Here is a 22793-nt window from a genome sequence, read left to right on the forward strand (position 1 = left end):
ACGCCGCCAGCGGTGCGAAGACGCGCTTTCATGTTTCAATATTTTCGGGTTGCAGTACTAGGTGGGTGCAGGGCTCAGGTTTTCGCCTGCGCCGCCTTGCGGTCGGCCACCACCTTTTGCGCCGATGGCCGCTCGCCGATGAACTTGATATACGGCTTGTAGTCGATGTCGCCGGCGATCAACAGATCTTCGCCAAAAGCCGCTTTGCTGGCCATGCCGACCAGCGGCAAGTTGGAAAATGCGGCGCAATCGGCCTGGCTGAAGCTGTCTCCGGCCACGTAGGGCGAAAACCTCGCCAGCTTCTTGAAGGCGGCGATGTTGGTTTCCAGTTGCTTGCGGATGCGCGCCAGGTTGCCTTCGCTGAGCGGCGCGGCGCCGAAAAAAGTCGAGGCGTACAACTGGCGCGCAACGATCTCCAGGTGCCAGTCGATGAAGGTGGTGAGTTCGCGCACCTTGGCCGCCTCGAAGGCGTCGGCAGGCAGCAGCGCAGGCTGCGGCGCGGTGGCCTCGATGTAGTCGAGGATGGCCTGGCTTTCGCACAGTCCGCCGTGCGCAGTACGCACAAACGGGATCTTGCCCAGAGGCGAGGCGCTCAGAATCGCGTCGTCGCTGCTGTGCGTGGCGGCGGCTTCCTCGGTGAAGGGCAGTCCTTTTTCAAGCAGCGCGAGCTTGACCTTGTTGTAGTAATTTGAAATCGGGGAGCCGCAAAGAATAAGCATGGGAAGGAGTCTCCAGGGTAGGTGACCCCCAGTTTATGCTGCCCCATTCCGGCGGCGTGCAACCGCGGCGACAGTTTCGCCCGCCCGGCGGCCACCCAGGCGGTTACTCGGGAAACAGCGGCGCCAGCAAGCGCACGGCGACATTGAATTCCCGCGCGACGGGCGTCACCCGTACCACCTCGGCCTTGCAGCTGAGCTTGCGGGTCCCGGTGGTACCCGGAAACTCCAGCACCATCTCTATGGCCTGGCCGGGCAGATAACGGGTGGCGGACGCGAAATACAGGCCGGTGGCGCTGAGGTCATGCGTTGCGCCCTCGCCTCCGTCAACAGTCAGGCGCAAGGCCAGGCCAAAACGCTGCGCCGCCCGCTGATCAAGCAAAAAGGCCTTTTTTTCGTTTTGGGTGGAAATTTCCATGTTTGTCGCTTTTTAAAAGTCCGGGAAACGTCCGGGAAGCGGACGCGGTATTTACCTTAAGCCCCATTGATGGCTGGGCTGTAGGCGTGCAAACGGGCCGCGTGTGGGACGCAGGCTATGCGTGCCTGTCTGCTTGGGGTAACCCAAAGGCCAGGCGTCGCTATCTGCCGTCCGCCCCCATCAAATCACACGCGCCGATCGGTGTTGCTGGCAGTTGACGCCAGCCGAGCCCGCTGCCTTTGATGGACATCTTGACCCGCGGCTGACGACAAGGGCCTCCTACAAACGGGGGATGACAAAGCCCCCGGTGCGCGCCAACACTTGCCACGGTTCAAGCGAAACCGCCAACCCGATCCGGAGCAAGCATGTCCACTTCCTGTTTTTCCAGAGGCTGCAAAGGCATGATTGCCAAACGCATCCAGACCGACCTGCAGCGCCAGGGCTTTGCCGTCGGCGACCCTTCGAGGTTTGCCGATGGCGACTTCGGCGGCAAGACCCATGCCGCCGTGCAGTCGCTGCAAGGCGCGCGCGGCCTGCCTGCCACCGGCGCGGTGGACCCCCTGACCTGGCAGCGACTCACGCCGACGCCCATGCCCATGCCCAGCCTGTTCGAACGCTGCCTGCAGGTGACCGCCGCCTTTGAAGGCCACGGCTTCGGGCTGGCCAAAGGCAACTTTGATGGCGCCGGCATCACCTGGGGCGTGATCGGCTTCACGCTGTCCAACCGCGAAATTCAGGTAGTGCTGGCAGCGGCAGAGGTGCAGTCGCCCGGCATCCTGGCGCGCTGCATGGGGCCGCTGGCCGCCGAATGGCGAGCCGTCACCGTACTGACGCTGATGCAGCAGGTCGCCTGGGCCCATGCCATGTCGTCGGGGCCATCCCGTGAAGGCCTGCCCGTCGCCTGGCTGCAGGCCTTTGAAAAGCTCGGCAACGAGGAGGTGGTCAAACGCATCCAGATGAAGCGCGCCTACGAGCGTTACTTTGTGCCCTGCGCCGCCTCGGCTGCCACGCTCGGCCTCGCCAGTGAGCTGGGCATTGCGCTGGCCTTTGACGTGTTTGTGCAAAACGGCGGCTTCAAGCCCGACGCCACTACGCTGGCCGCCGGCCTGCCCCCAGCCACGACAGAAGCGGTGCGACGCCAGAAGCTGGCCGCCTGCGTGGCCGCCAGCGCGCGGCCGCAGTACCAGACGGACGTGTTAAGCCGCAAGAACACACTCGCCACCGGGCAAGGCGTGGTGCATGGTGCGAGTTACCAGCTGACGGCCTGGGGCCTGGGGGAAGACGCCGCCGCCTAGCAGCACTAGGCTTGCCAGACCCCGTAACCCTGTTCGCGCAGCGCGATGCCGAGTTCAACTTCCATGTCGCGCGCGCCTTCGTAAGGCATGGGGTTGTACATGGTGTAAAGCTGCGGCAGCAGGCGCAGGCCCCACTTCTGGACATAGACATTGGCCTGGATGCCGGCCTTGTGTTTGTCAAAACGCACATCCGGGTCCAGCCCGGTCATACCGACATACACAAAAGGCTTGCCGAGCTGCCAGTCCGGGTTGGCGCGGCGAAAGCGACCGACGTTCCAGACCTCGTCGGACAGCTCGATCACATAGACGTGGTAGTGATGGCTGCGCGGCGTGAACGGCTTTTTGACGCGCGGCACGACTTTCGCCGTCGCCTGGCCTTTGGCGACCTTTTTCGGTGCTTTGCGAGACGCTATGGCCATGATGAGGCCAAGTATGCGTCAGCGGGCAAGTCTGCAGCTCGCTACTAATTTAATAGCTGCTAACGACCTCTGCATATGGGCTACAGGGCGATTTTATGCCTGTTCTGCAACCGCGACTCAGTCCGGCACAAACCTCGCCTTGAACTTGGTTTCGTCAGCCTGCAGCTCCAGCGTCACCAACTGCCCCATCTTGCCGTCGCTGAGCCGGCAGGCCGCGAACAGGCTGAACTTGCCCTGCAGGTAGTAGCTCTCAAGGTCGATCAGCATGTAGGGGTAAGGCACAAACACCTGGTGCGGAAAGATGAGCCGGTGCCGGTTGCGCGGCGACGGGAACAGCTTGTAGTCGTCGGTGGTGATGCCCTGTGCGGATGCCATGGTGAGGTACTTTGTTCGTGGTGTGTGAGAAGGCGTTGAAAGGTGGAAGGATGGAAGGATTCAGTTGCAACGCGGGCCCGAACATCAGGCTGCCTGCATCATCGCATCGCGCCTGCGCAGGGCCCGCGCGAAAAGTACGCCTAGCGCCACCAACACGCCGCCGCTCAATGCGATCACGGTGCCTGCGCTCAGGCGCGCGACCAAACTGGCGGCCAGCAGCACGCCAACCGATTGCCCGAGAAACAGCGCTGCGGCAAACATTGACACGCCGGTGCCGCGCGCGCCGGGGGCCATTTGGGTGGCGTTGGTCTGCAAGGTGTTGTGCAGCATGAAAAACCCGAAGCCCGCCAGCAGGCTGGCCGGCAGCGCCAGCACCCACCAGGGCGTCAGGCCCAGCACGATGACGGCCACCCCGGCCAGGGCGCCGCCCGCCATGGCCAGGCCGCGCTCGCCAAGGCGGCGTATCAGGTGCCGCGCCACCGTCATGTACAACATGCCGCCCAGCCCGAACAAGGCCACAATGGCGCCGGATGCCGTGAGCGACAGGCCCAGGGCATCGTGCAAGTGCGAAGCCCAGATTGCCAACACGCCAAAACCCGCTGCGCCTTCGGCAAAAGACACCGCCAGCACCACGCGCGACCACGGGCCGGTGATGATGAGCAGGGCTTGTGCAATAAAACCCGGCCGCAACACCGGCTCCCCAGGGGCTTGTGCGGCAAGGGGTGTGGCCTGCTGGCGGCGCCAGTCGGCATACAGCAGCGTGCCCACCGCGCCAAACAGCACGGTGGTGATGCCGAAGGCCCAGCGCCATCCGAGCGCATCGGTCACCAGCCCGCCGACCAGTTGCCCACTGACCAGGCCCAGCGTGGTGCCCAGGCCAACGCGGGCCAGCGTTTCCTGGCGCAGCTCATACGCAATGTTGTCGCCCACCCAGGCCATGGAGATCGGAATGATGGCCGCCGCCGCCAGCGCCACCAGCACGCGGGCCAGCACCAGCACATCCAGGCTGGCGGCAAACACCGACAACAAGCTGCCGGCGCAGCACGCCAGCGTGGCGAAGGTGACAATGCCGAACTTGCTGAATCGGTCGCCCAGCGGACCGTAAACCAGTTGCGCCAGGCCGTAGGTGACGGCAAACACCGACACCACCTGCGCGGCCTGCGCCAGGCTCACCGCGAAAGCGCGTGACAGCTCAGGCAACATGGCATCACAAATGCGCTGCACCGCCATGCTCGAAAACGTGGCGAGAGACAGCAAAAGAATGGATCGGCGTGTGGCCGCAGGAAGCGTGGCGGAGCCGGAGGTCATGGGGAGGATCAGTGAGGGTGCGTCGCGGGCGCAAACGGCCGACTAATACCGATTGTAGGCAAGGCAGGCACCAGGGCCCGGTCAACGGTTGGCGGAGTCAGGCACGCTGTATTCGCGGAGGATGGGAATGCCGCCACTGCTGCCCCGCTCCTGCGGCGTGACAGGCCGTCCCGGCACCACCACAAACTGCGGCGGCGCCGTACCCGGCGCCGGCTGCGCCGGGATCACCACACCGGGAGACTGCTGCACTGGCGGCGGCGCCTGCACCTGCGGCGCTTGGTAACCGGGGATGGGACTGCCATCGGGCGTGGTCATGGGCAAAGGCGGCGGCACCACCTGCCCGGCCGGCGGGAACAGGCTGTTGAACCAGTCGTTGACCGGGCTGGACGGTGCGGGCACGGGTGAGCTGGAGTTTTTCGGCACGTCAAAACGCGCCTGCGCATCGACCACCCTGCTGCGCAGCGAGGCTGCAAAAAAATCACCGACGATGGGCAGCGCACTGTGGGCGCCCTGGCCCCAGTAGTCGCTGAGCGTGACGCGGTTGTCGTTGAAGCCGACCCACGCACCCGCGACGAGTTGCGGGTGCATCAGGATGAACCAGCCGTCGGTGTTGTCCTGGGTGGTACCGGTCTTGCCGGCCACGTCGGCCTGGATGCCGTAGCGGCTGCGGATGCCGGCGCCGGTGCCCTGATCGACCACACCGCGCATCACATCAACCAGCGTCTGCGCGGTGGACACCTGCATCGCCTGCTCGGGTGCCTTGGCCTGCCAGGTTTCCAGCACCTTGCCGCTGCGGTCCTCAACGCTGATGACCATGAAGGGCTCAATGTAGCTGCCCTTGTTGGCGATGGTGGCGTAGCCGGCAACCATTTCCTTGAGCGTGACCGGGCTGGTGCCCAGCGCCAGCGACATCACCTGCTCCAGCTTGCTCTGGCGCACACCGGCCGCCTGGGCCAACGCGGCCACCTTGCCCGGTCCCACGCTTTGCATGACCTGCGCGGTGATGGTGTTTTTGGAGTACATCAGGCCCTGGCGCAGCGTCATGGGCGCGTAGCTGGGGCCGCCGCCGTCGGTAGGCCGCCAGACCTGGTTGCCGCCCAGTGAGATTTCGACCGCGTCGTCCATATAGGTGTCGGTCGGTCGCGCACCGTTTTCAAATGCCGCGCCATATACAAAGGGTTTGAAGGTCGAACCGGCCTGCCGCCGCGCCTGTTGCACGTGGTCGAACGGGTCTTTGGCAAAGTCGCGGCTGCCGACCCAGGCCTTCACATGGCCTGTGGTCGGGTCCAGCGCAAGGAAGCCGGCCTGCAAACGTGTCTTGTCCTGGCGCAGGGCCTGAATGAAGGCGCTGTCGGCCAGCAGGCGCTTGAAGATGGCCTCATCGGCTTCGCCCTGCTCCCTGGCGGCCTTGTACTCGGGCGTTTCACGCACCAGCGCACGCACCAGCTCCTTTTTGCCGGCCCAGGCGCGCGGGCTCCACTCGTTGTTGGCCACACCTTGCAAGCGGTCGGCCTGGCGCTTGACCGCTTCGTTGGCCAGCTTCTGCAGCCGCGAGTCAATCGTGGTGCGCACCACCAGACCGTCGGCATAGATGTTGTAGTCGTTGCGGTCGGCCCAGTCGATGAGCCAGCGGCGCAGGAACTGCGTCAGGTGCGGCGCGGCACCCAGCGGCTCGGTCTGGCGCTCGAAGTCCACCTTGAGCGGGCGCTTCTTGAGCGCCTCGAAGCGTTTGGCGTCGAGCTTGTTGTGCTTGACCATCTGGCCGAGCACGATGTTGCGCCGCTCCTTGGCACGCTCGGGATTCATCACCGGGTTGTAATAACTCGTGCCCTTGAGCATGCCGACCAGGGTGGCGCTTTCAAGCACGTCGAGTTTGTCAGCCGACTTGTCGAAATAGGTGCGCGCCGCCATCTCGATGCCGAAGGCGTTGTACAAAAAGGGCACGGTATTGAGATAGGTTTCGAGAATCTCGTCCTTGCTGTAGATCGCCTCGATCTTCAGTGCGGTGATGATCTCCTTGAACTTGCGCGTCAGGCTGCGCGAGCGGCCCACCTCTTCCGGGTAAAGGTTGCGCGCCAGTTGCTGGGTGAGGGTCGAGCCACCCTGCAGGTCACCGCCGAAGGTGCGCAGGATCGCGCCGACGATACGCGTGAAGTCCAGGCCATGGTGCTCGTAAAAACGGTGGTCCTCGGTGGAAATCAGCGCCGCCACCACATTGGGCGAAATGTCCGCCAGCTTGATCCGGTCGCGGTTGGCCCCCTTGAAAGCCGCCAGCTCCTTGCCGTCGACCGACATCACGATGGCCGGCTGCTGGGTCCTCGACTTCTGGATATCGCGAATGCTGGGCGTGAACGGAATCAGCAGCACAAAGTACACCAGCAACAGCGCCGGCAGAGCCGCCAGCGACAGGGCCACACCGCGCCATGTGGGGTGACGCAGGTGGTACCAGGCTTGCGTGGAAAATGTCGTGACGAATGTCATGACAGTGGGCCGGAGGCGGTCGTAAAGGGTGTAAAACTTGTTCATCGGCTGCCAGTGTAGGCGCTTGGGCTGGCTCGTCATTACGGGCTGTGACAGGTAAACAGGACGGTGTGCAGGGCCTGTCAGATTTTTTTCACGGGCTGCCAGTCGGCAAACTGCGGGTAGTGGCGCTGCACCACCGCGCCCTTGAAGTCCCAGGCCAGGCACTTGCCCAGATGGTAAGGCGGGCCGGCATTCTCAGCCTCGGGCACGCCGGACTGGCGACGCAGCCGCTCGCGGTACACCGGCACGGTCTGATAGGCAGCCGTCGCCATGTTGAACAGCAGCTCACGCAAATGTGTGCAGCCCTGGATGCCGCCCAGCGCCTTTTCTATCGCCTGGCGCCAGCCCGGCCCCATGGTGACGCCCACCATCTGCTGCATCGGGTCCACACCGGCCCGGCATTCGCCAAATGGCGTGTGGTCCATTGCGGTGCTGATCTCGCGGATGGTCATCTGGTCGTCTACCGTCGCGCGTATCGCCATGCCGTGAATCGGTGTGCCCGGCGGCATCTCGCCGCGCTCCGAGCGCTCCAGCGCATAGGTTTTGGTGTCGCTCATTTCGGCCTCGATGTCCCACAGGCCGTCCTCGCGGCGGTAGCCGCGGTAGACAACGGCGCGGGTGTGCAGGAGGTCTCTGGCTTGGGGGGCGGGCAATGGCATGGGGCGGCTAGGGTCTGTTCACACTATTTATACAAGTGCGAACGTGGTTAAAACAGCGCCAATCTAGGCGCGTGACGACGCTCAGCCTGGGCGGCTGAGCTAGGAGTGCAACAACGAGTGGGGGTGTTTTAACCACGTTCCCTCCGGGTTGCGGCCAAAAAGGGCCATGCGCAGCGTTGCAAAGCCTTGCCGGGCTCCAGCCCGGCTGCATTTTGCGCCTCGCGCATGACCTTTTTGACTCGCAACGCATCTTGCATAAATAGTGTGAACAGGCCCTAGTCGGGCTGAAAACCCTATTTTCCCTGCAAGGAGGCTTGTCCGCTGCGCCAGCGGTGACAGCTCGGTTGATTTGCCATCAATTTGACATCTAATTGGCCTCCAGCCCATAATGGCTGGACGTCATCAGCTATTGTTTTAGGAGCAACTATTGATGTTTTCGCAATTCATGACACCCCACCGTTCGGGCTGAGCCTGTCGACAAGCTCGGGGCGAACAGTGGCAAGTTGCCTGTGAAACGTCCAATAGGCATGGTGTTTACTCCTTGAAAATTGATAACTTCATCTTGTGTCATCGGCCATTCAGGAGCAAGTTTTATCCGGCTTGCGCAGCTAGTTCCACTCCAATTGAAGTCAGTAATTGGGGATATGGATGTCGATACCTGTATGGAATTTTTGACGCTGGCGGAAGTTCGGGAGCACGCCATCCAAATTTGGGTTGCGTTGAGAAGCTCATCAACAATCCCATCGTGGTGCCCAAGAAAAATGCCGCGCAATGGTAGTACTTTCGGCATTACCTTGAGCGCACTCTTGGAGACCCGGCCAAACCGCATGGCTGGCGTCCGCTACAAATTGCACAGTACAAGTTTGAAGTCGAATACAAGTTGCGGCGCTTGTGTCTTCGCGGCGATCAACCGTTGGCGTTTATCTTTCGCCTTGTCAGTGGCCGTGACGCCAAACGTGAAAATTTAGGTCGTGGACGAGGACTATCCAGAGGTCGGCGGGTACCACCTGCTGGTTCAAGATCGACGTCACTCAAGCGAAGTTAATCCCCAAACCCTCGCGACAACCCGTGAACACATCGAAATGGTGGTGGCTGCATGCATGGACGCAGAATTTGAAGCCTACAAGACTTTGCCGCTGATCGACGAAAAGAAACTCTTGCCTTGGTATGCCAGCAATGGCACGGCATACAAGGATTTGATTCATACCCTGCAAAAGGTGACGCAACGATCATGGACCTTGACGAATTTTCACAATCCATCAACAAAGCGACTTATTTCGATGACTGTTAAAGAAATACGCGAAGGTACGACAGTTGTTAGAACCACGGAATATTGGTATCTTCGATGGTGGAGCACAGTCGAAGGTAAATATCGCAACCCCTACTACCGCGAGACAAGCCACCACACCTACGTTCTCAAGCAGCATGGTGATGATTGGTTAATAGAGGAAAATATTCAACCGCCATCGCTTTCAAATCGCCAATAACATAGCAGGCATCACGGCATGCAGCATTGGCTATTACAAAATCATTTATTAAATATTTTTTAAAATTAAAGTTTTATTATGTCTAACACAACCGATCTTCAGCAGCAAATCAACCAAGCCGAAGCAAAAATCAGTGAGCTGCGCGAAAAACTTAATCAACAAAAAAATACTGAACGCGCACAAACTATTGCGTCAATCAAAGAATTGATTAAAACGCACCAACTCTCTGCAACTGATTTAGGGCTTAGTGCGAAGAAATCCGCCGCGCGCACGAAACATGCAAGGGTTGACAAAGGCCTAACTGTCGCGCCGAAATACGCAGATCCATCTACTGGAAAAACTTGGTCAGGTCGCGGCAAAGCCCCCGCATGGCTAGTGACCTACTTGTCTGCCGGTCACAGCAAACAAGATTATTTGATTGAAAATAAATAGTGATATTCATGCATTTTTTACATTATATAAACGATGTACATTATGTAAACTTACATCAAACGCGCCATGGCGCAAGGAGTTAATCATGAATGCAAAGATTTTCGCTTTCTTCCTGCTGTTTACAAACACTGCTTTCGCGCAGCCTGTCGTCATTCAGGGGGAAGAACTGAAAACGTATGTTGTTGGGGAAAAGGGGCGCAAGTTCACGATCGCTGATGGTGAAACCATCTCTTTCTTGCCTGATGGCACCTTCGTCAACTGCAACCCCAAGCAAGATTGTGATAGCGGTACCTACGTCATCGAGACGTCCCGAGTCGTACGCAAGTACGACAGCTGGAAGTTAAATGGCAGCAGTCTCATGCCGATCACCTTTCGAAAGGATGGTGCGGATGAATTCTTCAACGTGAGGATGATCGCCTCACGCAACGAAGAAGTGTCTGTGATGGGGCAAAAAACGACCTATCAATTCATAGCACTCGCTGAACGTGGACGGGAAATATACGAAGCAGATATTAAATCTGTGTCTGCACGGCTAAACGTATCTGGCGGAATTACGACCATCAGGTACGGAAACGGTCGGGTTGACGCTTTCGATAGTAGTATGTCGATGATGGACTTCGTTTCTCCCGCGCGCCGAGGTAAACTCGCTGGTAACCAATTTCATTGGAAGCCTTCTGATTTGACGCCTGGCAAAAAACAAAGCATCAGAACTTCGATGGTTAGCGCGTTCAGTTGTGGTGTTATTCAACTGGACTACAGCGATGTCTCTCTAAAAGAGGGGCATAGGAAGCTTTTAATCAAGGGGAAAGAGGTAGATGTTCCCGTGGTTGAAGTTTCTTTTGACGGACGATGGGCTGGTACGTGTGGCACAGGAAAGGACCAGCAAGAAATCGTGTATGCGCCTTCTCTTGGGTTGATTATCGAGTCAACGCTTTTGAACTATCACCCGGATAGCTTTCTCAACTCCGGTCAAAAAGTAAAACTCGTATCGCTCGACTGATATTTTTAATTTAAAGTCGACCGTTACAAAGAGCCTCCTCGGAGGCTCTTTAAAAATGTTTACATTACATAAACGATGTACATTATGTAAACACTTAATTTCATTGATGATTTTGTTTTGTCTTAATTTAACTATTGCCTGAAAATTCTTATATTTCAAGGCACTACCTAATAGTTAGAAAACTGTCGAAAACCCCGGATTCGACAGCTTTCTGCCTCCCGCCTTCGACACGCTTGCAAGTCGTTGAAAACAAAGCGATTTTTCATCAAAAAAAACGTCATTCAGGCCAGTTGTCGAAAATCGACATGCCAATTGGCTGCCAGCCAACCAGGGTGACACGATCCATGGGTGATTTCGTACCGCTTTGTCGATTGCGCGCGGATATTTGAGCCTGGAAATAGTGTTTCGACGATGGGGGCATCCCGAACATTCCCATGACGGCCGCGCGTTCAGCGGCTGGCGCATGCCGACGGAGGGAACTACACGCGCATGGATGCACGAAGTCAGGCGGTTCGCCCATGACGGCCGCGTGTTCAGAGGTCAGTGGATTGATTTTGACCCGAGGCCCGCGAACAGTGCAAGGGCCTGTCCAGCGATTTGCCTCACACTGCAGCCATGCATCCAGCACCTACCATATTTTTCCGCAAGGCCGACCGCGCCGGGCTGGTCTTCGTATTCCTGTGGTTCTTGCTGGGCGGGATCGCGCACTTTGTTTTCACCGAAGCAGAAATGCGCATCGTGCCGCCCTGGATGCCCTGGCCACGCGAGGCGGTGTTACTCAGCGGCGCGGCCGAACTGCTGGGCGCCGCCGGTCTGCTCTGGCGACCAAGCAGGCGCGCCGCGCTGTGGGGACTGTTCCTGCTGACGATTGCCGTGACGCCAGCGCATATCTACATGTTGCAGCAACCGGCATTGTTTCCGTCCGTGCCGTATTGGGCGCTGGTACTGCGGCTGCCCTTGCAGGCGGCGCTGCTGGCGCTGATCGCCTGGCTGGCCTTGCGGCCGGCGGCGGCGTCACGCCGGTAAAACCATCAAGGCTCGGTGACGACGCGCGGCGCGGACATCTGCAGCACCGGCAGTTCGCGCGGGGCGTCCTGGGTTCCTGCCTCCACTGCGCGGGGCGGGGGCGACTGCATCGCCGGCAGGTCGGCGGCGGGCGCGGGTGCAGCCGGAAGGATCTGGATGTTCACGTATTTAATCGGCGGTGGCGACAACATGCCCGTCGGCGCGCCGCCCTGCGGCCCCTGCACCGTCACCGCGCTCCCCAGCGGCGGCTCAATCGGGGTGATCTCGGCCAGGGGCGCACCGGGCAGCGGCAGCGGTTCCAGGCCGGGTGGCGGCGCCTGTTTGCTCAGGCCATCGGGCGCAGAGAACCTGGCGCGCGCATCCACCACCTTGGCCTTGATCGCCTGCTGAAAAAATTCGCCCACCATGGGCAGCGCACTTTGCGCGCCCTGGCCCCAGCGATCTCCCATGGTCACGCGGTTGTCGTTGAAGCCAACCCAGGCACCCGCCACCAATTGCGGATGCATCAGGATGAACCAGCCGTCGGTGTTGTCCTGGGTAGTGCCGGTTTTGCCAGCCACGTCGGCCTTGATGCCGTAACGGCTGCGTATGCCGGCGCCGGTGCCCTGGTCCACCACGCCGCGCATCACGTCCAGCAGCATGTTGGCAGCAGCGGTGGACATCGCGGTTTCGGCCACCGCGCTTTGAAACGCTTCCACCACCTGCCCGTTGCGGTCTTCCACCCTGGTGACCACCATGGGCGGCACATACCGGCCGTCGTTGACCAGCGTGCCGTAGCTGGCCACCATTTCCCTGAGGGTCACCGGGCTGGTGCCCAGCGCCAGCGACATGACTTCGTCAAGCTTGCTCTGGCGAACCCCCATGCTGCGCGCCAGGCTGGCCACGCGCGCCGGGCCGACGATCTGCATGACCTGCGCGGTGATGGTGTTTTTCGAATAGACCAGGCCTTCGCGCAGTGTCATGGGCGCGCCGCTGGGGCCGCCGCCGTCGCTGGGCCGCCAGAAGCTACCGTCGCCCATGGCAATGTCCACCGCCTGGTCCATGAAGCCGTCGTAAGGCCGCGAGCCGTTTTCCAATGCTGCACCGTAGACAAAGGGCTTGAAGGTCGAGCCCGGCTGCCGGCGCGCCTGCGCCACATGGTCGAACTGGTCAATGACGAAGTCGCGGCTGCCGACCCAGGCCATCACATGGCCGTTGGACGGGTTCAGCGCGAGAAAACCGGCCTGCAGCCGCGTCTTGTCCTCGCGCAGCTTTTGCATGAAAGTCACGTCGCCGGCCAGTTCTTTGAAGGACTGCTCATCGCTCTGCCCGGCTTTTATCGCGGCCTTGTACTCGGCCGAATCGCGCACAAAGGTCAGCATCAGCTCGCGTTTGGCGCCTTTGGCGGTCCACCCGGACTTTTGCGCCCAGTCGGCGTCCGAGAGCGTCTGCAGTTTGTCCGCCTGACGCGTCAGCGCCTCGTTGGCCATGACTTGCAGCCGCGAATCGATGGTGGTGTGGACCACCAGGCCATCGGCATACATGTTGTAGCTGTTGCGGTCGGCCCATTCGATCAGCCAGCGACGCAACTGCTGGGTAAAGTGCGGGGCCGGGCCGAGCTCGGGCTCCTGGCGTTCGAAGTCCACCTTGAGCGGCATCTGTTTCAGCGCGGCCAGTTGTTCGGCCGGAAGCTTCTGGTGCCGCACCATGCGGCCCAGCACCGTGTTGCGGCGCTGCAGCGCCCGCTCAGGGTTGAGCACCGGGTTGTAGTAACTGGTGCCCTTGAGCATGCCGATCAGGGTGGCACTTTCCAGCACATTCAGCGTATCGGCCGTCTTGTCGAAGTAGGTGCGTGCCGCCATCTCGATGCCGTAGGCGTTGTACAAAAAAGGCACGGTGTTCAGGTAGGTCTCAAGGATTTCATCCTTGGAGTACACCGCCTCGATCTTCAGCGAGGTGATGGCCTCCTTGATCTTGCGAGTCATGGTGCGCGCACGGCCAATTTCTTCCGGATAGAGGTTGCGCGCCAGCTGTTGCGTGATGGTCGAGCCGCCCTGCACCTTGCCCTGCACCGTGTTCATTGCAGCGGACGCGGTACGCTGCAGGTGCATGCCCCGATGCTGGTAAAAGCGGGCGTCCTCGGTGCTGATCAGCGCGTTCACCACATGCGGCGAGATCTCGGCCAGTGGGACCCAGTCGCGGTTGGCTCGGCTGAACACCGTCAGTTGCTGCCCGTCGGCCGACAGCACGACCGAAGGTTTGGCCGCCTTGGCCTTGCGCAGGTCGTTGATGCTGGGCGTGAAGGGAATCAAGGCCAGCACGTAGATCAGCAACACCACCGGAACCGCCGCCAGCCCCCAGGCCAGGCCGCGCAGTGTCGGATGCCGCAGGCCATGCGCGATGGAAGTGACGATCTGCCGCAGGCGGGACGGGGCGGGCTCGGTGAGGTCGATGTCGGGCGGTGTAATCATGAGCGAGCAGCCTAGTGGCTAACGCAACAGCAGCCTGTAGGACGCCAGACATAGAAGCCATCGGCTGCGGCAGCCAGGCTGCTGCCGTCGATATCAAGCTCAACCTTCCGGACTTCAGTCGGGTGGTTGGCGGGTCAAGCGCCGATGGCAGGCCCGCCACGGGCAACACGCTGCGGCAATCGCCTACAGCCAGCAAGCGCCAGCGGTTGTACCCTACTAGCTCACACTTTCATCTTTCGTTCCTCTCAGGATTCCTCTCAGGAGACAGCCATGGCCCAGCCCGGCGGGGAACCCTACCGCATTGATTTCGTCGATCAGGTTCGCGGACGCAACAATCGTGAGTGAATCTTTTCTGGGCAGCGCGTTGCACGGCGCCGCCGCGCTGTTTCTGGCCATCGCCACGTTCCTGGTGTTTGTCATCTGGTCGATCAAGCGCCACCGCAGCCCCAAGCTCAAGATCGAATACGGCGCGACCATCGACGCGCTGATGCCCTCGCTGGCAGGTTTGACCCTGGGCAGCATGACCTCCGGCAACTCGGTCCAGCTGCTGGAAAACGGCAAATTCTTCGACGTCCTGATAGAGCGCATCGGCGCTGCCCAACAAACCGTGCATTTCGAGACCTATCTCTGGAAAGAAGGCAAGCTCGGCCAGCGCATGGCTGATGCGCTGTCCGAACGCGCACGCTCCGGACTCAAGGTGCGCGTGCTGCTCGACGCCACCGGTTCCAAAAAAATCGGCAAGAGCGAGCGCAAACAGATGGAAGACGCCGGCTGCAAGCTCGCGATGTTCCATGAGCGTTCGATCTACACCATCGGCGTGATGAACGAACGCGACCACCGCAAGCTCGCCGTGATCGATGGCAAGGAAGCGTTTGTCGGCGGCCACTGCGTGGTGGACGAGTGGCTGGGCGATGCCGAGGACGGCCGACATTACGCCGACCTCAGCGTGCACCTGCACGGGCCCATCGTGCACAGCGTGCAGGCCGCCTTCAGCGAGAACTGGGGCGGCCAGACCGGTGAGCTGTTTGTTGGCGACGCTGTGTTTCCGGAGCTGAAACCGGCTGGCGAAGTCAGCATCCACGCCGCCTACGCCAAGCCCGAAGGCTCGGCGCCAGCCGTGAAGATTCTTCACCACACCGTGATCTGCCTGGCGCAAAAGCGTATCTGGATCCAGAACCCCTACTTCATCCCCAAGCCTGAAGCCATCGACGCGTTTGGTGAAGCCGTCAAGCGCGGTGTCGACGTGCGCGTCATGATGCCGTCCACCGGCGGTTCCGACAACCCCATGGTGCAACATGCCGGCCACCGCAATTTTGAAAAACTGCTCAAGTGCGGCGTGCGCCTGTTCGAGTACCCGCACACCCTGCTGCACCAGAAGGCGATGACCATTGACGGCGTCTGGAGTGCCATCGGCTCCAGCAACTTCGACGACCGCTCCTTCGACACCAACGACGAGCTCACCCTGAGCGTCAAGGACGAAGCGCTGGCAGGCCAGCTCGACGCGGTGTTCGAAAAATACGTGGCGCGCTGCCAGGAGATCGAACTCAAGGCCTGGCAGCAACGCGGCCTGTGGCACAAGTTCAAGGACAACTGGTTTTATGTGTTCAACGAGGTGTTGTGAGGGCGACCCGGTTTTATTGATCAAATCGGCTTTCAGCCCATGCCCGGTGGGCGCGAGCAGCTATTAAAACACTAGCGCCCCCACGCTCGACACACCTGCCTGAGCCGCTCTGACCAGCATCAGCACTGGGCAAGCATCTCTTGCCTTGCCTTGCATGCAAACATAAACGTATTGCAATTACGTCATACAAAATTGAGATACGCCATGAGCACCGCCACCCTCTCTTTTCGGACCTCGACCGAGTTTGCCGAGCAAACCAAGGCTCTGGCCGACGCTTTCAATATGTCCAGCTCGGACTACGTGCGTGAGGCCGTGCGCGAAAAGAATGAGCGTCTGCTCAAGGAGCGCATGGTCTTTCTCTCGAAACACCTGTCGGCTCGACATCTGGCGGAAAACGAGGCCATGGACGCCAGCGCCGGAGATGGCCTTGCTTAAGCTCAAGCGCGGACAAGTATGGGAAGTGGACTTCGAGCCACAAAGCCACAAAGAAGAACCAGGCGAACTTAGCCGACCCGCTTTGGTCATCCAGACCAATGTCCTCAACTCGGCATGGCATGCCACCACCATCGTCATACCCGGCACCACAAATACCTATCGCGATGCCCAGGGCGACGGTTACCCCTTGCGCGTGGCACTTGGCAAGTTGGGCAAGATGCAGGAAGAAACCGACTTGCTGATAGACCAGATTCGCACCATCTCCAATCGACGCGTGATGGGGGACAAACCCATCACCGAGCTACCACGCACGCACATTAAGCGGGTGGAAGAAGCGCTGCGAATTTTGGTGGGTGAATGAGAAACCCGGACCCGTGCATCTCGCGTTAGTCAAGTGCCACCAGATCGCCACCCGCGCGGCGCGGCAACACGGCTGAAGTCACAGGCTTGTTGTAAGCAAACAGGTCCAGCTTGGCGTCATTTGCCCGCAGCTCCACCATGCCGTGGTTGCGCAGTTCGGGGCCGGTGATCACGGGGTTCAGTTTGGCCACAACGGCTGCCCCCGAGGCCGTGAGCTCCACCAGGCGGCCTGCAGCCGACACCTTGTGGGTCAGCAGGCCGGTGGCATGCACATCGCCGCTGAGCATCAGCCATGTCTTTGAGCCAATGCGTTCCTTGAGCCAGCTGAAGTCGTCCCTGTACTTCGCCCAGCAGTCCTTCTGGCTGAAAGTGCCACCACTCGCAATGATGTGCAGGGCGTCCGGATGGGCCGCAAACTGCTGTGCCAGTTGCACGCGTTGTGCGTTGCCCAACAGGGTTTGCCCCTGGCGCTGCGTGCGGCCGTCCGTCAGGTGCAGCCACGACCGGCCATCCGGCTCGAGCTTGATGGAGGTGGCGCCCAGCGGCGTGAACACTGGCGCCGCAGCGTCCTGCCAGAAAGCCGCGGCACCGGCAGAAGAAGGGAACAGCGTCAGGTCTTTTGCAGCCAGCACCCGGCGAAACTCGCGCATGAAACTGGTGGACACCTTCACCTTGTCGGCTTGCACCGGTTGCCCCTGAATCACGCCGCCTTTTGCGTCGTTCCAGGCAAAGTCGTGATCGTCCCAGATCGCGTGAACCTGGATGCCGGGCGCAGCCACCATGGCGCGAAATTTCGGGTTGGCCAGTTGCTGCGCATAACGCACATACATATGTTCGGCAAACTGGTGCGCGTTCATCGCCTGCAGCTCAGACATGCTCGTTGACGGCACGTCGTTGTAAATGTTGTCGCCGAGAAGCACAAGGTGATCGGGTTGCGCCTCGCGGATGGAGTCCCACACGGGTTGCTTGCTGATAAGGCCTGCGCAGGTGCAAGAGGTAAAGGCGATTTTCATCGTAGCTCCCGGTAGTGGTGCGCCAATCTAGCACCGGGTCTGCCGGCGCACATCCCCCAATTGGAGGGCAACACGCGAGGCGCTCCTCTGATTGGAGGATGCGCATGCTGCAACACCTCATTACTGTGGCGTTTTCAATTCAGGAGACGCCATGCCTCTCGCCTACGACCCCACCAACGATGCCTTGCTGCGGCCCGAGCTGCGCGACACCGTCTTCAGCAGCCACACCCAGCCCGGGCACATTGCCATTGCAGTCGAGGCAGCGCGGCTGGCCTACTACCGGGTTGAAGAGAGCGACGCAGAGAAGGTGCGGCTTCACCAGGCGCTGGCACTGGCCGGTTATGTCAACGTGGAAACTTTCAGCAGCAACACCCTGGTGGGTACCGAAGCCTTTGGCGCCATCCACGCAAGTGACGGCACGGCCTTGCTCGCCTTTCGCGGAACACAGCCCGACAAGCTGGCCGACCTGGGCTCCGACGCCAATGCGCTGCTGGTGCCATGGGAACAGGGCACAGGCGGTGTGCACTATGGCTTTCAGCGCGCCTACCAGGCCATTCAACCGGAGATCCGCCAATGGCGTGCCGGGCCCGCCGCCGGCAGACAGCTCATCATTTCCGGACACAGCCTGGGGGCGGCACTGGCTTGCCTGTGCGCCAGCATTTCCACCCCGCACAGGCTGGTTACGATAGGCGGGCCACGCACTGGGGACAGCGCTTTTGTGGCCAGCATCAAGGGGCCGTGGACACGGCTTGTGAACTGCTGCGACTTCGTCACACGGGTTCCGCCGACGTTTTTGGGATACGCCCACCCCAACTTCCGCAGCTACATCACCTTTGACGGGCAGATACGTGAGAACCCGACAGACGCTTTCATTGCCATTGACCGTGAACAAGGCCGCCTGGACTATCTGAAGAACCACACCTGGCACAGGGGCACGGTGGTGGTGCGCGACCTGGCCGACCACGCACCAATCAATTACGCCAGGGCATTTTTTTGATCCGGGCATCGCGCCCCAGTGGTCGCACAGGCTCCCGCCTGCGCAGATGCCTGACCGCGCCAGAAAAGCGCAGGGGAGACACGCATCTCCCCGGCTGTCATTGCGGGCCGGACCCGCAATCCATGGCTGCTTCCACGCGACGGTGGTTCATGCGGCATGGATCCCGGATCGAGTCCGGGATGACAGGCCGGGAGGCGGGATGACAGGGGGGGTGGGTCATCCCGAATAGAGCGGCAGCGGGCTTGGAGGTTCAATACAGGCAGGAACAGCCCGCTGCCTTCTCGACGATTGATGCGTATGGTCCTGCCCACCAACCACCCAAGGAAATTTTTCATGCGCAAACTCTCTTACATCGCCGCCGCAGGCATCACCGTGGCCCTGCTCACCGCCTGTGCCACCCCGTCCGGCCCCGGCTTCATGAGCTTTTTTATCACCAGCGCAGGCAGCGGCAAGGGCGCCGACCTGGGCGGCCTGGCCGGCGCCGATGCGCACTGCCAGCGCCTGGCCTCGGCCGCCGGCTCCACCGGCAAAAACTGGCGCGCCTACCTGAGCACGCCGCCCACCTTCGCCTCCGCCACCGCCCCGGCCGTGGCAGCCACTCACGCACGTGACCGCGTCGGTACCGGCCCCTGGTTCAACGCCAAGGGCGCGATGATTGCGCGCAGCGTCACGCATCTGCACAACGGCAACTTCATCAGCAAGGACACCGCACTCGACGAGCGCGGCAACGTGATCAAGGGCCGGGGCGACACACCCAATGAGCACGACATCCTGACCGGCTCGCGCGCGGACGGCACTGCTTTTGCACCGCAAACCGACACCACCTGCAAAGCCTGGACCAGTTCAACCGACGGCTCGGCCATCGTCGGTCACCATGACCTGATCGGCCCCAACACCGACAACTGGGCCAAGTCCTGGAACTTCTCGCACCAGTCCGCCGGCTGCAGCCAGGAGGCCCTAGTCCGCACCGGTGGCTCAGGCAAGTTCTACTGCTTCGCAGCAAACTGATTTGATGAAGCGATAGCTGCAACGCCCCGGCATCCCGCCGGCGGCGCACTGGTGCCCTGCCCCAGCCTGGGCGGGGTCGCCCCGGACCGGGGTCGGCCCTCCTGTCTTTCTTGACCAAATCGGCATCCAGCCCTTACACAGCCTGCGTTAGAAGCTATGATTTTGCTAGCGAAGGCCGTCCGATTTTGGCCGCCGCACAGCCTTCATCTTCACCTCCTCCCACCTTCTCAAATTGACATATGGGGCCAATAGTGGCACCATGTCGTCCATGGCCAGCCTCGATAAACTCCTGGAAAAAATGCGCGCCGAGCCCGCCAATGTGGGTTTCGGCGATCTCAAAAAGGTGTGTATCGCTTACTTCGGCAAGCCGAGACAAGATGGCAGCAGCCATGCCATTTTCAAAACGCCCTGGCTCGGCGACCCGCGCGTCAATATTCAGAACGCAAAAGGCAAAGCCAAGCCCTATCAGGTCCGGCAAGTCCTGCAGGCCATTGAAAAACTACAAGGCAAATCATGAACATCAAACACTACACCTACCGGGTCACCTGGTCCCCGGAAGATAACGAACATTTGGGCTTGTGCGCCGAGTTTCCGTCTTTAAGCTGGTTGGCAAAAACCCCGGAGTCTGCACTCAGAGGCATCGGCAAAGTTGTGGCAGAGGTGGTGGCCGACATGCAGGCCAGCGGCGAGCCTATTCCCGAGGCGATGGCCGAAAAGCATTACAGCGGCGAGTTCAGGGTCCGCATCCCGCCGCAGCTTCACCGCAACCTGGCCTTGACGGCTGCAGAACAAGGGGTGAGTTTGAATCGGCTGGCGAGTGCCAAGTTGGCGGCTTGAGGCGGAGCTGGAGGTGGCCCCGCAAGACGTGGGGGAAAAGAAGGCTTGATGCTGCGCCCGCCGGCCCCACCTGATGAAAAGAAGTATTGCCGTCACCCTGAAGGAGCACCATGACCGTCACCTCCCTCGCCACCCTCCCGCCGCGCAAGCTGCCTATGCGCGCCCTGCTCATGCTGCTGATGTGCATGGCCTTCCAGATCGCCGCCTGGGTGCTGATTATTATTGCCTTGCTGCAACTCGGCTTTGCAGTCTTCAATGACGAGCCCAACCCGCGCCTGCAAAGCCTGGGCCGCAGTGTGGGCCGCTACCTGGGCCAGATCGCCGCCTTCGTCTCCTTTTCTACCGAGACCCTGCCCTTCCCATTCAGCGACTGGCCGTCCGCAAAGGTCTAGGGCGTCACCGAGCCCATCACCTGCAGGCTGCCGTCGGCTGCCGGCCGAACCACCACCCCTTCGGCCGAGGTCGGGTTCACACCCGTCAGCGCCGTGATGTTGACCTGGTGCGTCACCACGACCAAGGTGCCGGGGCCACGCCAGCGCACCAGAATGGCGCGGGCCTGCGCCGTCTGTGCATCGCTGATCCCGGACGATCTGCCGAAAAACGAATTGAAGGCCGGCTCGTCCTTCACAGCCTCATTGCCAAACGCCAGCCGCGCCGTGTCACGCGTGCGGCACCACTGCGAGCTCAGCACCGCACCCACATTGATCTTGCGGCTGCGGAACTGCTCCCCCAGCTTGCGCGCCTCGGCCCGGCCCGTGTCGTCCAGGTTGCGCTGCGTCGGGCAGTCGTTGAGCTTGAAGTTGGCCGGGTCGCCGATGCCGGGTGCAGTCGCGTGGCGGAACAGCACGATGGCGCCGGGCTGATTCAGGTCAGGCCAGGCGTCTGCGGCGGAGGCCACGGATACTGCAGATGCCAGCAGCGCAGCGCCCAAAAAGGGTGCAATGGACGGGATCAGGGAGGGGATCAGGCGGTTCATACCCACAGGCTAACAAAGCAGGCTTATCCGAGTGGGTTGTGGGTGCAAGTTGCCAGTCCCCGCCCTGCCGCCTCCCCGCCCGTCATCCCGCATCTCTTCTTGTCATCCCGGGCTTGACCCGGGATCCATGCAGCCTGAACCACCGTCGCGTGGATGCAGCCATGGATTGCGGGTCAGGCCCGCAATGACAGCCGGGGAGATGAGTGTCCCCCCACCGAATGTCATCCCACCTCCCGGCCTGTCATCCCGCATCCTTTCTTGTCATCCCCGGGCTCGACCCGGGATCCATCCCGCAATGCCCGAGTCGGTTGCCTGCGCGCCGCTTCCGGGGCAAGATAAGGTCTACATGTTTTTCCAATGGCCCCACTATCTCTGGCTGATGCTGGCCCTGCCGCTGCTGCCGGTGCTCTACCTCTGGCTGCTGCGGCGTAGAGGCAAGCTTGCCGTGCGCTACAGCAACCTGGGCATGGTGCGCGCTGCGTCCACCGGGCGCGCCTGGCGGCAACATGTTCCGCCTGCCCTGCTGCTGCTGGCCCTCGCCGGTTTGCTGCTGGCAACGGCGCGGCCGATGGCGAAGGTGCCGCTGCCCTGGGCCCGCACCACCATCATCCTGGCGATGGACGTGTCGCTCAGCATGCGCGTCAGCGACGTCAAGCCCACCCGCATGGTGGCCGCGCAAGAAGCGGCAAAACTGTTCCTGAAAGACCTGCCCAGAAAGATCGAGGTCGGTCTGGTCACCTTTGCAGGCAGCAGCCAGGTGGCGCATGCCGCAACGCTGGACCGCCCCGCCCTGGTCACAGCGATCGACGGATTTCAGATGCAGAGAGGCACCGCTATCGGCAGCGGCATCGTGAGCAGCCTGATCGAGCTGTTCCCGGACCACGGCATCAGCTTGGAAGAGCTGACCTTCGGCATCAAGCCGCGCGGACGCAGCCTCGACGACAAGGACAAACCACCGCCCCTGCAGATCACCCCCGTGGCGCCGGGCTCCTACGATGCCGCGGCCATCATCCTGCTCAGCGATGGCCGCCGCACCACCGGCGTCGACACCCTGGAAGCAGCCAAGATGGCCGCCGACCGCGGCGTGCGCGTCTACGTCATCGGCCTGGGCAGCGTCAACGACTCCGGCACCATGCCCGAAGGCATGCCGATCTATTTGCAACTCGACGAACCCACCCTGCGGGAGGTGGCCCGCATGACCGGCGGCGAGTACCACCATGCAGGCACAGCGGAAGCGCTGCGCAGCGTTTACGAAAACCTGGGGTCGAGAGTGCAGGTGCAGACGCGCGAGACCGAGGTTTCGGCCTTGCTGGCTTTGTTGTCGGCGGGGTTGGCGCTGGCGGCGGGGGTTTGCTCGCTGGTGTGGTTTCGGCGGGTTGTTTGAGGATTTAGCTTCCCCAAGCATTTCCTTAAAACTCGGCAATGCGCCATCGCAGGC

The 22793-nt window shown here is 61.2% G+C and carries 25 protein-coding genes; 15 read left to right on the forward strand and 10 right to left on the reverse strand.

Features of this window, described 5'->3' with window-relative positions; all coding sequences use genetic code 11:
- Nucleotides 1–74: 74 nt before the first annotated feature.
- Both IEX16_RS17805 and IEX16_RS17810 read right to left on the reverse strand, forming a co-directional pair.
- Nucleotides 75–719 carry a glutathione S-transferase family protein gene (locus IEX16_RS17805; RefSeq protein WP_188709826.1) on the reverse strand — a complete coding sequence of 215 codons (645 nt, stop codon included), beginning with the start codon at nt 717–719 and terminating at the stop codon, nt 75–77.
- 103 nt (nt 720–822) lie between these two features.
- A complete protein-coding gene (locus IEX16_RS17810; protein ID WP_188709827.1) occupies nt 823–1134 on the reverse strand; it encodes a PilZ domain-containing protein in 312 nt (103 codons plus the stop codon).
- A gap of 365 nt (nt 1135–1499) precedes the next feature.
- Here IEX16_RS17810 and IEX16_RS17815 point away from each other — a divergent pair, with 365 nt between their 5' ends.
- Entirely contained in the window at nt 1500–2429 is a 930-nt protein-coding gene (locus IEX16_RS17815; RefSeq protein WP_188709828.1) for a peptidoglycan-binding protein, read from the forward strand.
- A 5-nt stretch (nt 2430–2434) separates the two neighbouring features.
- On the opposite strand, the gene IEX16_RS17820 is transcribed toward IEX16_RS17815, so the two are convergent.
- The 5 genes from IEX16_RS17820 to IEX16_RS17840 all read right to left on the reverse strand — a co-directional run bounded on the left by IEX16_RS17820 (nt 2435) and on the right by IEX16_RS17840 (nt 7713).
- The gene (locus IEX16_RS17820) at nt 2435–2785 is read right to left on the reverse strand and encodes a hypothetical protein (protein WP_188709875.1); all 351 of its coding nucleotides are present in this window, start codon (nt 2783–2785) and stop codon (nt 2435–2437) included.
- 180 nt (nt 2786–2965) lie between these two features.
- Nucleotides 2966–3223, reverse strand: coding sequence for a hypothetical protein (locus IEX16_RS17825; protein WP_188709829.1), 258 nt, complete (start codon nt 3221–3223; stop codon nt 2966–2968).
- An 84-nt stretch (nt 3224–3307) separates the two neighbouring features.
- Nucleotides 3308–4531 (reverse strand): MFS transporter, encoded by a 1224-nt coding sequence (locus IEX16_RS17830; protein WP_188709830.1) that lies wholly within the window; start codon nt 4529–4531, stop codon nt 3308–3310.
- Between the two features lie 81 nt (nt 4532–4612).
- Complete coding sequence (locus tag IEX16_RS17835) at nt 4613–7057, reverse strand: penicillin-binding protein 1A (RefSeq protein ID WP_373288376.1); 2445 nt, start codon at nt 7055–7057, stop codon at nt 4613–4615.
- 77 nt (nt 7058–7134) lie between these two features.
- Complete coding sequence (locus IEX16_RS17840; protein ID WP_188709831.1) at nt 7135–7713, reverse strand: DUF2889 domain-containing protein; 579 nt, start codon at nt 7711–7713, stop codon at nt 7135–7137.
- A 644-nt stretch (nt 7714–8357) separates the two neighbouring features.
- Between IEX16_RS17840 and IEX16_RS17845 the strand changes: the two genes are divergently transcribed.
- The 5 genes from IEX16_RS17845 to IEX16_RS17865 all read left to right on the forward strand — a co-directional run bounded on the left by IEX16_RS17845 (nt 8358) and on the right by IEX16_RS17865 (nt 11658).
- Entirely contained in the window at nt 8358–8681 is a 324-nt protein-coding gene (locus IEX16_RS17845; protein ID WP_188709832.1) for a hypothetical protein, read from the forward strand.
- Nucleotides 8682–8684: 3 nt separating this feature from the next.
- Nucleotides 8685–9200 carry a hypothetical protein gene (locus IEX16_RS17850; RefSeq protein ID WP_188709833.1) on the forward strand — a complete coding sequence of 172 codons (516 nt, stop codon included), beginning with the start codon at nt 8685–8687 and terminating at the stop codon, nt 9198–9200.
- Between the two features lie 78 nt (nt 9201–9278).
- A complete protein-coding gene (locus IEX16_RS17855) occupies nt 9279–9632 on the forward strand; it encodes an H-NS histone family protein (protein WP_188709834.1) in 354 nt (117 codons plus the stop codon).
- Between the two features lie 85 nt (nt 9633–9717).
- Nucleotides 9718–10632, forward strand: a complete 915-nt coding sequence (locus IEX16_RS17860; protein WP_188709835.1) for a hypothetical protein — start codon at nt 9718–9720, stop codon at nt 10630–10632.
- Between the two features lie 615 nt (nt 10633–11247).
- On the forward strand, nt 11248–11658 hold the full coding sequence (locus tag IEX16_RS17865; RefSeq protein ID WP_188709836.1) for a DoxX family protein: 411 nt from the start codon (nt 11248–11250) through the stop codon (nt 11656–11658).
- 5 nt (nt 11659–11663) lie between these two features.
- Here IEX16_RS17865 and IEX16_RS17870 read toward each other — a convergent pair whose 3' ends face one another.
- Nucleotides 11664–14108 carry a penicillin-binding protein 1A gene (locus IEX16_RS17870; protein WP_188709837.1) on the reverse strand — a complete coding sequence of 815 codons (2445 nt, stop codon included), beginning with the start codon at nt 14106–14108 and terminating at the stop codon, nt 11664–11666.
- 337 nt (nt 14109–14445) lie between these two features.
- On the opposite strand from IEX16_RS17870, the gene IEX16_RS17875 reads away from it, so the two are divergent.
- From IEX16_RS17875 to IEX16_RS17885, 3 genes are all read left to right on the forward strand, one after another.
- Nucleotides 14446–15729, forward strand: a complete 1284-nt coding sequence (locus tag IEX16_RS17875) for a phospholipase D-like domain-containing protein (protein ID WP_188709838.1) — start codon at nt 14446–14448, stop codon at nt 15727–15729.
- A gap of 204 nt (nt 15730–15933) precedes the next feature.
- Entirely contained in the window at nt 15934–16164 is a 231-nt protein-coding gene (locus IEX16_RS17880) for an antitoxin of toxin-antitoxin stability system (protein ID WP_188709839.1), read from the forward strand.
- Nucleotides 16151–16525 carry a type II toxin-antitoxin system PemK/MazF family toxin gene (locus tag IEX16_RS17885; RefSeq protein ID WP_188709840.1) on the forward strand — a complete coding sequence of 125 codons (375 nt, stop codon included), beginning with the start codon at nt 16151–16153 and terminating at the stop codon, nt 16523–16525. The genes IEX16_RS17880 and IEX16_RS17885 overlap by 14 nt, the downstream gene beginning before the upstream one ends.
- Nucleotides 16526–16550: 25 nt before the next feature.
- Here the strand turns inward: IEX16_RS17885 and IEX16_RS17890 are convergent, their stop codons facing one another.
- A complete protein-coding gene (locus IEX16_RS17890) occupies nt 16551–17537 on the reverse strand; it encodes an alkaline phosphatase D family protein (protein ID WP_188709841.1) in 987 nt (328 codons plus the stop codon).
- Between the two features lie 151 nt (nt 17538–17688).
- On the opposite strand from IEX16_RS17890, the gene IEX16_RS17895 reads away from it, so the two are divergent.
- The 5 genes from IEX16_RS17895 to IEX16_RS17915 all read left to right on the forward strand — a co-directional run bounded on the left by IEX16_RS17895 (nt 17689) and on the right by IEX16_RS17915 (nt 20771).
- Complete coding sequence (locus tag IEX16_RS17895; RefSeq protein ID WP_188709842.1) at nt 17689–18534, forward strand: lipase family protein; 846 nt, start codon at nt 17689–17691, stop codon at nt 18532–18534.
- 333 nt (nt 18535–18867) lie between these two features.
- Complete coding sequence (locus IEX16_RS17900) at nt 18868–19542, forward strand: lectin (RefSeq protein WP_188709843.1); 675 nt, start codon at nt 18868–18870, stop codon at nt 19540–19542.
- 268 nt (nt 19543–19810) lie between these two features.
- Nucleotides 19811–20059 carry a toxin HicA gene (locus tag IEX16_RS17905; protein WP_188709844.1) on the forward strand — a complete coding sequence of 83 codons (249 nt, stop codon included), beginning with the start codon at nt 19811–19813 and terminating at the stop codon, nt 20057–20059.
- On the forward strand, nt 20056–20379 hold the full coding sequence (locus IEX16_RS17910) for a type II toxin-antitoxin system HicB family antitoxin (protein ID WP_188709845.1): 324 nt from the start codon (nt 20056–20058) through the stop codon (nt 20377–20379). The genes IEX16_RS17905 and IEX16_RS17910 overlap by 4 nt, the downstream gene beginning before the upstream one ends.
- A gap of 110 nt (nt 20380–20489) precedes the next feature.
- Entirely contained in the window at nt 20490–20771 is a 282-nt protein-coding gene (locus IEX16_RS17915; protein ID WP_188709846.1) for a DUF4389 domain-containing protein, read from the forward strand.
- Here the strand turns inward: IEX16_RS17915 and IEX16_RS17920 are convergent.
- Nucleotides 20768–21355: a histidine phosphatase family protein gene (locus IEX16_RS17920; RefSeq protein ID WP_188709847.1), complete on the reverse strand. Its 588-nt coding sequence runs from the start codon at nt 21353–21355 to the stop codon at nt 20768–20770. The two genes, IEX16_RS17915 and IEX16_RS17920, sit on opposite strands and share 4 nt — an antisense overlap.
- 346 nt (nt 21356–21701) lie before the next feature.
- Between IEX16_RS17920 and IEX16_RS17925 the strand changes: the two genes are divergently transcribed.
- Nucleotides 21702–22739: a VWA domain-containing protein gene (locus tag IEX16_RS17925; protein WP_188709848.1), complete on the forward strand. Its 1038-nt coding sequence runs from the start codon at nt 21702–21704 to the stop codon at nt 22737–22739.
- Nucleotides 22740–22793 lie beyond the last annotated feature (54 nt).

It is taken from the genome of Polaromonas eurypsychrophila, assembly GCF_014641715.1.
Taxonomy (GTDB): domain Bacteria; phylum Pseudomonadota; class Gammaproteobacteria; order Burkholderiales; family Burkholderiaceae_C; genus Polaromonas; species Polaromonas eurypsychrophila.

Bases quoted from the DNA above. Each gene is read 5' to 3' on its own strand.
- IEX16_RS17860 (WP_188709835.1), top strand. From the start codon at position 9,718: ATGAATGCAAAGATTTTCGCTTTCTTCCTGCTGTTTACAAACACTGCT.
- IEX16_RS17830 (WP_188709830.1), bottom strand. From the start codon at position 4,531: ATGACCTCCGGCTCCGCCACGCTTCCTGCGGCCACACGCCGATCCATT.
- IEX16_RS17895 (WP_188709842.1), top strand. From the start codon at position 17,689: ATGCCTCTCGCCTACGACCCCACCAACGATGCCTTGCTGCGGCCCGAG.
- IEX16_RS17925 (WP_188709848.1), top strand. From the start codon at position 21,702: ATGTTTTTCCAATGGCCCCACTATCTCTGGCTGATGCTGGCCCTGCCG.
- IEX16_RS17825 (WP_188709829.1), bottom strand. From the start codon at position 3,223: ATGGCATCCGCACAGGGCATCACCACCGACGACTACAAGCTGTTCCCG.
- IEX16_RS17835 (WP_373288376.1), bottom strand. From the start codon at position 7,057: ATGAACAAGTTTTACACCCTTTACGACCGCCTCCGGCCCACTGTCATG.
- IEX16_RS17900 (WP_188709843.1), top strand. From the start codon at position 18,868: ATGCGCAAACTCTCTTACATCGCCGCCGCAGGCATCACCGTGGCCCTG.
- IEX16_RS17915 (WP_188709846.1), top strand. From the start codon at position 20,490: ATGACCGTCACCTCCCTCGCCACCCTCCCGCCGCGCAAGCTGCCTATG.
- IEX16_RS17885 (WP_188709840.1), top strand. From the start codon at position 16,151: ATGGCCTTGCTTAAGCTCAAGCGCGGACAAGTATGGGAAGTGGACTTC.
- IEX16_RS17855 (WP_188709834.1), top strand. From the start codon at position 9,279: ATGTCTAACACAACCGATCTTCAGCAGCAAATCAACCAAGCCGAAGCA.
- IEX16_RS17870 (WP_188709837.1), bottom strand. From the start codon at position 14,108: ATGATTACACCGCCCGACATCGACCTCACCGAGCCCGCCCCGTCCCGC.
- IEX16_RS17845 (WP_188709832.1), top strand. From the start codon at position 8,358: ATGGATGTCGATACCTGTATGGAATTTTTGACGCTGGCGGAAGTTCGG.
- IEX16_RS17890 (WP_188709841.1), bottom strand. From the start codon at position 17,537: ATGAAAATCGCCTTTACCTCTTGCACCTGCGCAGGCCTTATCAGCAAG.
- IEX16_RS17840 (WP_188709831.1), bottom strand. From the start codon at position 7,713: ATGCCATTGCCCGCCCCCCAAGCCAGAGACCTCCTGCACACCCGCGCC.
- IEX16_RS17805 (WP_188709826.1), bottom strand. From the start codon at position 719: ATGCTTATTCTTTGCGGCTCCCCGATTTCAAATTACTACAACAAGGTC.
- IEX16_RS17865 (WP_188709836.1), top strand. From the start codon at position 11,248: ATGCATCCAGCACCTACCATATTTTTCCGCAAGGCCGACCGCGCCGGG.
- IEX16_RS17810 (WP_188709827.1), bottom strand. From the start codon at position 1,134: ATGGAAATTTCCACCCAAAACGAAAAAAAGGCCTTTTTGCTTGATCAG.
- IEX16_RS17815 (WP_188709828.1), top strand. From the start codon at position 1,500: ATGTCCACTTCCTGTTTTTCCAGAGGCTGCAAAGGCATGATTGCCAAA.
- IEX16_RS17905 (WP_188709844.1), top strand. From the start codon at position 19,811: ATGGCCAGCCTCGATAAACTCCTGGAAAAAATGCGCGCCGAGCCCGCC.
- IEX16_RS17880 (WP_188709839.1), top strand. From the start codon at position 15,934: ATGAGCACCGCCACCCTCTCTTTTCGGACCTCGACCGAGTTTGCCGAG.
- IEX16_RS17920 (WP_188709847.1), bottom strand. From the start codon at position 21,355: ATGAACCGCCTGATCCCCTCCCTGATCCCGTCCATTGCACCCTTTTTG.
- IEX16_RS17910 (WP_188709845.1), top strand. From the start codon at position 20,056: ATGAACATCAAACACTACACCTACCGGGTCACCTGGTCCCCGGAAGAT.